8 protein-coding genes and 1 pseudogene are annotated in these 6,139 nt (G+C 38.1%); 8 read left to right on the top strand and 1 reads right to left on the bottom strand.

Annotated elements, in window-relative coordinates:
• The first annotated feature begins 161 nt into the window (after positions 1 to 161).
• The 4 genes and pseudogenes from RG959_RS22220 (at position 162) to RG959_RS22205 (ending at position 2,083) form a co-directional block, all read left to right on the top strand.
• A complete protein-coding gene (locus RG959_RS22220; protein ID WP_342798999.1) occupies positions 162 to 632 on the top strand; it encodes a hypothetical protein in 471 nt (156 codons plus the stop codon).
• A 52-nt stretch (positions 633 to 684) separates the two neighbouring features.
• A pseudogene (locus RG959_RS22215) lies at positions 685 to 1,343 on the top strand (DUF3885 domain-containing protein).
• A 102-nt stretch (positions 1,344 to 1,445) separates the two neighbouring features.
• A complete protein-coding gene (locus RG959_RS22210) occupies positions 1,446 to 1,808 on the top strand; it encodes a hypothetical protein (RefSeq protein WP_342798998.1) in 363 nt (120 codons plus the stop codon).
• Positions 1,809 to 1,867: 59 nt separating this feature from the next.
• Complete coding sequence (locus tag RG959_RS22205; RefSeq protein ID WP_342798997.1) at positions 1,868 to 2,083, top strand: hypothetical protein; 216 nt, start codon at positions 1,868 to 1,870, stop codon at positions 2,081 to 2,083.
• A 218-nt stretch (positions 2,084 to 2,301) separates the two neighbouring features.
• Here RG959_RS22205 and RG959_RS22200 read toward each other — a convergent pair whose 3' ends face one another.
• Complete coding sequence (locus RG959_RS22200) at positions 2,302 to 2,829, bottom strand: spore coat protein (protein ID WP_342798996.1); 528 nt, start codon at positions 2,827 to 2,829, stop codon at positions 2,302 to 2,304.
• A gap of 223 nt (positions 2,830 to 3,052) precedes the next feature.
• Here RG959_RS22200 and RG959_RS22195 point away from each other — a divergent pair, with 223 nt between their 5' ends.
• From RG959_RS22195 to RG959_RS22180, 4 genes are all read left to right on the top strand, one after another.
• Positions 3,053 to 3,613: a DUF2238 domain-containing protein gene (locus RG959_RS22195; protein ID WP_342798995.1), complete on the top strand. Its 561-nt coding sequence runs from the start codon at positions 3,053 to 3,055 to the stop codon at positions 3,611 to 3,613.
• A 510-nt stretch (positions 3,614 to 4,123) separates the two neighbouring features.
• Positions 4,124 to 4,708, top strand: a complete 585-nt coding sequence (locus RG959_RS22190) for a GNAT family N-acetyltransferase (RefSeq protein WP_342798994.1) — start codon at positions 4,124 to 4,126, stop codon at positions 4,706 to 4,708.
• A 214-nt stretch (positions 4,709 to 4,922) separates the two neighbouring features.
• Positions 4,923 to 5,426, top strand: a complete 504-nt coding sequence (locus RG959_RS22185) for a GNAT family N-acetyltransferase (protein ID WP_342798993.1) — start codon at positions 4,923 to 4,925, stop codon at positions 5,424 to 5,426.
• Between the two features lie 566 nt (positions 5,427 to 5,992).
• Positions 5,993 to 6,127, top strand: coding sequence for a hypothetical protein (locus RG959_RS22180; protein WP_315691066.1), 135 nt, complete (start codon positions 5,993 to 5,995; stop codon positions 6,125 to 6,127).
• Positions 6,128 to 6,139 lie beyond the last annotated feature (12 nt).

Below are 6,139 nucleotides of genomic sequence, written 5' to 3'. Positions count from 1 at the left end.
AGTTAGAGCTCCTCATCTGTTTTAGGTCAAGTGTACGTGACCTTAATTTTTCTGTCCAGATAAGTGTAGACGCTCCACAGGGTAGTTGAAAAGGCACCAGACCATCACTTAAGTTCTGGCGTTTGATATAATAAGCGAAAAAACTTTCAAGGGGTAGGGGAATGGATACTTTCCTTTTGTTTTATAAACAGTACAAAGGTGATGTTAAGTCTATTGATTATATTAATTGGGCTTTGAAAATGTTAGAAAATGATTGTTCATCATTTTCCCTGAATATCCTCTCTACTCTAAGAGAACCACTTAATATTTTTGAGTCAGAAGATTACTTTAGAAGAGCTTTAAGTGAGTTGAATTTGCAGGAACCATCATATGAAGAGTGTTCAGCCTATTACATTCGACATTTATCAAAAAAGATATTACAAGATGAAGAAAATGCCTTGGATATAGCTTATCAAATATATGAAGTGGTTCGTGACCTTGACTATCCTGAGGACCTAGAAGAATGGTGCTATATTAGTGATATGATAGATGATTTTCGGTATGGAGACAATCATTCAAATTTAAGCAAGGCAGCCTTAATTGTAACTATCGTGAAAGAAGCCAAGAACCAATTGAGAAAAAGCAGTAAGTAATGATTCTTGTTACATTAACAGGACAGGATCACTCAAGAAAAGGATTGTTAAAATGATAGGAGTTAACCATATGAAATTTAAAAATTATATGAAAGTCAATTTTCCAAACTTATCTCTTAGGCCTCCTTTATTTTATAGCTGGGATGTTGGTATTCGCTTCGAACTGGGTGTGAATTGGACCAAAGAGGATTGTGCTGAAGAAAGTTTTTATCTTAAAGGAGTTTACGAAAGGGCCATCACCTTATTTAGATCCTTACATTCTCCAGAAGAAGAGATTTTTGTAGTAACAAATGTAAATGATTTCGGAGATAATAGTACGTTCAAGCACAGACTAAACATTTTTTCTCTATATGTAAAGGATAAATCTATATTGTATAAGTTAAAGTACACGGAGTTACCCTATGTTTTCCCTGAAGACGATGAAGACGGCAAGTGCAAAACGCATAGATTCACTCTTAAGTGTAAAACATCAGACATTAAATATATTCCGCTGTTAAAAGCCATTTGTAACCAAGACATGGGAATAAAACCTAGAATTTTTCACGATATTTTTTTATTAATGTTAAAAAAGAGACCATTTTTCATGTCTATGATGATAGGGGCTGTGATTTATTGGCTAAGTCAGCTGAAACAATAAAAGAGATGTATAAAAAATATAACCATTGGATACTGGAGTACGATAGAGAAGAGATTGACAAAGTATTTAAGTAAAGGTAAAGTCACTTTTTCACTACTATGCAACACTCATTTTACTTACATAATTTGCGGCAAATAGCTTGAAGATCTATCAAAGCTACGTACTGGAGGAAAGAAATGACTACATATCATGAAATGAAAGTTGAATCAAACTTTCAGGAAGACGGGCAGTATGATGTCCAAGTTAAAATTAAAAGTAAAGAAGCAGAGGAGCTAGATATTTTATTGTCCGGCATAAAAGCATTAATTGATATAATCGATGTTATGTGTGAAAACGACAAACAAAAATATCAAGAGGCTATGAAGAAAATTATCTATGAAGTTGCAGATGATATTGGGTTTACTACGGGAGCTTATATTGAAAAACTGGGAGCGGCGATTCAGTACAATAAGAAAAACGAGCCATTTGTTGAGGATGCCGTTAAAAAAGTACTTATTACGAAATTTTTAAATGACAGTATAGAGAACGAAATAGGTTAAAATCTACCCATAATGTTAAATGGAGAGAATAATGTCAATTATCTCGGCATCACAAGAGCATGACAGGATTATTATTATTAAATTTTTTAGCTTGCGAAGAAGGAGTTGCATTTAGCTGGGAGGAAGCTAGAAAGTTTCATATTGGCGAGACGGTTTACTATCTAGATGGATTTAAAGACCCCGATTCTCTTTTTTCACAAGATCACCTTTCCTGGATGGTACAATTCAAGACAGAAGAAGGAAAGAATACACAGCGAGCCAGCTTTATTTTGTAACAGACGAGATCTGGACCAATTGAAAAACATTCTTCCAGCGACCTTTTAAGGCAAAATAGCAGCCCGTTCATAAAATATAAAAGCCTCTGATTTTTTCCTTCTGAAGGAGAAAATCAGAGGCTTTTTTGTTTTTATAATTCTTAACTTACATAAAAGATATAGCACTTTTTTAGTGTACTAACAAAACAGGATAGCTGAAGAGAAGGAATAATACTATATCAGCGTCTTACGGACAAAGAGGTTTTGGCATTTTTCAAATCTTCAGCAAGCAGCTTCTCTAAATCATACGCCGGGTAATAGCTTCTCTGCAGCATAAAATCGAACGTCTTGGCGTGCAATTCGATCGCTTTTTGTAATTGTTTTTGAAAGATGACACGCAGGGCTGGAGTGGCAGTTTCCGTAATGGCGACCGCATAATTACGCACGGCATTTTTTGCAAATATAAGCAGTTTTCTTCCATAGAAGGCGGTCAAATTTACTCCCATCGGCTTGGAACTGAACGTTTCAAGGCTGTCTTTGAGCATCATCGGAATGGGTGCTTTTTCATAAAAAGGAAGCAGCTCAAGCGTATTTTGCTCAAGGTTCCGGATCGCCTCCATATACAGACCTCGCAGCGTCGGGTCCTGTACATTCGCAAGCTGCAATTTGAATTCAGTCAGATAATGGGCTGTCGTGGCTGCTATTTCATGCAGTTCAAGCGTCTCATGCCAGGCCAAGTGCTGGTGTACTCTTGATTTGTCGGCCAATAGGGATCCCTCCATTCTGTTCATGACATAAGTATATGCTCTGTTTTTTGAATGGAATGTTGTCCCATATAGGTATTTTCCCTAAGAAATTTTCTCTGGAGTAAATGGAATATGAGTGGAGAAGTATGAGAATCAGGAAAATGCAGATAAGGGCACTTTCATCACCGGGTTGAGATGGCAGTTACTGGGCATACTAATAAAAACTTTTTTAGATGGTGATGACATGAAAAAGAAAGTCATTTTGTTTTTAAGCATAACGTTTGTTGTCGTAATGGCCGCTGTTTTTATTCGAGATGTTGTAAATGGAAACTTCTCTACCTGGCCGGATGCACTTGGCAGGGTTTTATTCAGCTTACTGCCCGTTTTACTTTTGTTTTTAAAAAAGATCCCTTTCAACCTGCCTTTGATTATCAGCTACTATCTTTTTATATTTTGTACGTTTTTTCTGGGGGCCATCTTGAAATTTTATGACCGCTTTCGCTGGTGGGATACAATGCTTCATTTCTTTGGGAGTGTTTTTGCGGGTTTTGTGGGAATAGCTATTTATAAACTTCTTTTGCCAAACAGTGTAGAAAAAGGAATTTCGCGATGGATGATTTTTTTGTTTGTTTTAACATTCGCTGTGACGATCAGTGCTATATGGGAAAGTGCTGAATTTCTCGGGGCCGTTATGGGTTTCATGGAAGAAGACGATAATAAAGATACAATGACCGATATGCTGACAGGTCTAGCGGGAGCAATTGTCGTGGCTTGTTATGCTGCGCTTCGAAAAAGAGCTGTCTGAATGGAACTGCCGCCACCCACTTAACGGTTCAAGTGGGTGGTATTTTTATTGGAAACGATAAAGCATACGACTACGATTACTTATTTTATAGTTAGCCCTTTTAACTCTTTGCCAAGAGTTAGGGGATATAGACAAAAAAAACAGCCAGAGGGGGCTCTGGCTGCACGGTGGTAACAGGGATATAAACTCAAGAGAATAGGACTGCCTTACACAAAACAGTATGGCCTCGTTCCAGCCATTTTATGCAAACAAAATAAAAAGAGCTAAAAGTAAGTATTTAGCTTTGAAAATGTTATGAGCGCTGCGATTTCTACAGGATCGATGGGGGAATATTTGGTCGGTCATTCTCTATAAGAAAGCTTGAATTGGATATAATGGAAATAATAGGTGTATGTGCATTGAGAATATAAAGAAGTACTTTCTTTAAAAGCAAAAATAACGAGGTAAAAGAAGTCAGTAAATTAGACGAGTACCAAATATGCTGAACATCCGGAGAAAAGGAGGGGGCAAATGAATCATTCGCTCAAAGAATTAACAGGGAATCACGTTCAAATTGTTCCAATGGAAAGAGGGCATATAAAAGGGCTATGGGAAGCAGGGGGCCGTGAAGATATCTGGACGCATCTGCCCCAGCACGTTAAAACGCTTCAAGAGATGTCTCAATTTGTAGAAGACGCATTAACAGCAAAAGAAACAGGTGCTGAATATCCATTTGTTGTGATTGAGCAGAAAACAGGAAAGATCATTGGCACAACACGCTTTTTGGCGATTTCACAAGCTCATAAAAGTCTGGAGATTGGCTGGACATGGTTTCGTCCATCTGTATGGGGCTCACCTGTAAACAAAGAGTGCAAGCATTTGCTGCTCCGTTATTGCTTTCATGAGTTAGGTATCATCCGTGTCCAATTTAAAACAGATGATCGAAATATCAGGTCCCAAAAAGCGATTGAGCGGCTTGGTGCAGTAAAAGAAGGGACCCTTTGCAACCATATGATTCGAAGAGACGGGTCGTATCGTCATTCGGTGTTTTACAGTATTATTGCAAGCGAATGGCCGGCTGCTGAAAGAGAGTTTTTCGGATCACTAAAAGTATGAGCAAGCAAGGAACATACATATTGAATGAACAATAAGAGAAAGTACCGGCTTTCCGGCAGATGGCCTAGTAGTAAATGGGCTTAAATGAAAGAATTTATCAAATGCTGAATTTATTGAAAATCTATTTGCTTTAAAAAAGCTTGTTTTGACCTATATCCGGTTGAAGCAGGCTTTTTATTCTTATATGTATAATACGCGAAGTGGGGGACAAGAAATGGAAAAAGCGAAGGTAGAAGAAGTAAGCAGTATGGAAGGCGTGATCGAACAGCTGTCTGTGCTTTTAAAAGAAGTAGTAGATAACGGAGCGTCCATCGGTTTTCTGCCACCGATTCAAATGAAAGAAGCAAAAGCGTACTGGCAGACGGTATTAACGCCCCATACGGTGCTTTTGATTGCAAAGATAGATGGCCGGCTTGCCGGGACTGTACAATTGCAGCTTATCACAAAGCCTAATGGTGATCATCGGGCCGAAGTGGCTAAGCTGATGGTTCATCCCGACTTCAGACAGAATGGCATCGGGCGTCTTCTTATGCAAAAAGCAGAGGAGAGGGCATCGCAAGAAAACCGATCTCTTTTAGTGCTGGATACAAGAGAAGGCGACCCGTCCAATAAGCTGTATCAATCGTTAGGCTATGCGGAAGCAGGGAAGATTCCCCGCTATGTTAAGTCGGCAGGAGGCAGCTTTGATACAACCGTTATATATTTCAAATTTATTTAAATAGTTAAGTGATGTTTAAAAGCTGCTTTTGCTAAGCAGCTTTTTTTACGGCCAAAGATTGTTCGGTTAATGCTTGCATGATTAAAGTGTAAGGTTGACTTTACATTTAGTCTGGAATATAATAGTAAAACTTGGCTTTAGGTATCAAAAAGAAAAACTATGGAACAAAATCAACCAGCAGCATGACCAGCGTACACGCTCCAATGCCTATTTTGCAGGGTATATGTCGTTCTGGTGCACGCTCGTATGTTTAGTGGCAGGAACGTTTTTAATAAAAAACGCCTATATAGATGTTCAGTACACTCAATTCATTGCTTATACGGTTTTGTTTGGTTTCGTGCTGATGCTGGTCATCAAAGATTATAGAAATTTCAGCCAGTAACATCTCTTTACAAGGTGCAGCGAAGATGTGTAGTGAACCGAAAACAATGTTCTATTCTTTTTCAAGGCAGCCGATCTACAGGCTGCCTTTTTGCTGCGTTTACATGAAACCAAAATATTAATGGTTAATTTTGGATATATATGATAGGGTGAAAATAGGATTTTGTATAAGGGGAGGCGAAGGTGTGGGTTTCTTTGTCATAATTATTCTTCTCGTTTTTTTATATGATTTCACAAAGCTCAGACAGCAAAATCAAACACTGATTGATCAAAATGAAAAAATCATTTCTCTTCTTGAAGAGTTAAAAAACAAGTCGTAAGGAGGCGTCAAA

The organism is Domibacillus sp. 8LH (assembly GCF_038806185.1).
Taxonomy (GTDB): Bacteria; Bacillota; Bacilli; order Bacillales; family Domibacillaceae; genus Domibacillus; species Domibacillus indicus_A.
The sequence above is the reverse complement of the archived record's forward strand: the minus strand, read 5'-3'. Positions and strand labels throughout refer to the sequence as shown.

Excerpts from the sequence above, each read along its gene's own strand:
- RG959_RS22190 (WP_342798994.1), top strand. The coding sequence starts at position 4,124 with ATGAATCATTCGCTCAAAGAATTAACAGGGAATCACGTTCAAATTGTT.
- RG959_RS22185 (WP_342798993.1), top strand. The coding sequence starts at position 4,923 with ATGGAAAAAGCGAAGGTAGAAGAAGTAAGCAGTATGGAAGGCGTGATC.
- RG959_RS22205 (WP_342798997.1), top strand. The coding sequence starts at position 1,868 with ATGACAGGATTATTATTATTAAATTTTTTAGCTTGCGAAGAAGGAGTT.
- RG959_RS22195 (WP_342798995.1), top strand. The coding sequence starts at position 3,053 with ATGAAAAAGAAAGTCATTTTGTTTTTAAGCATAACGTTTGTTGTCGTA.
- RG959_RS22210 (WP_342798998.1), top strand. The coding sequence starts at position 1,446 with ATGACTACATATCATGAAATGAAAGTTGAATCAAACTTTCAGGAAGAC.
- RG959_RS22220 (WP_342798999.1), top strand. The coding sequence starts at position 162 with ATGGATACTTTCCTTTTGTTTTATAAACAGTACAAAGGTGATGTTAAG.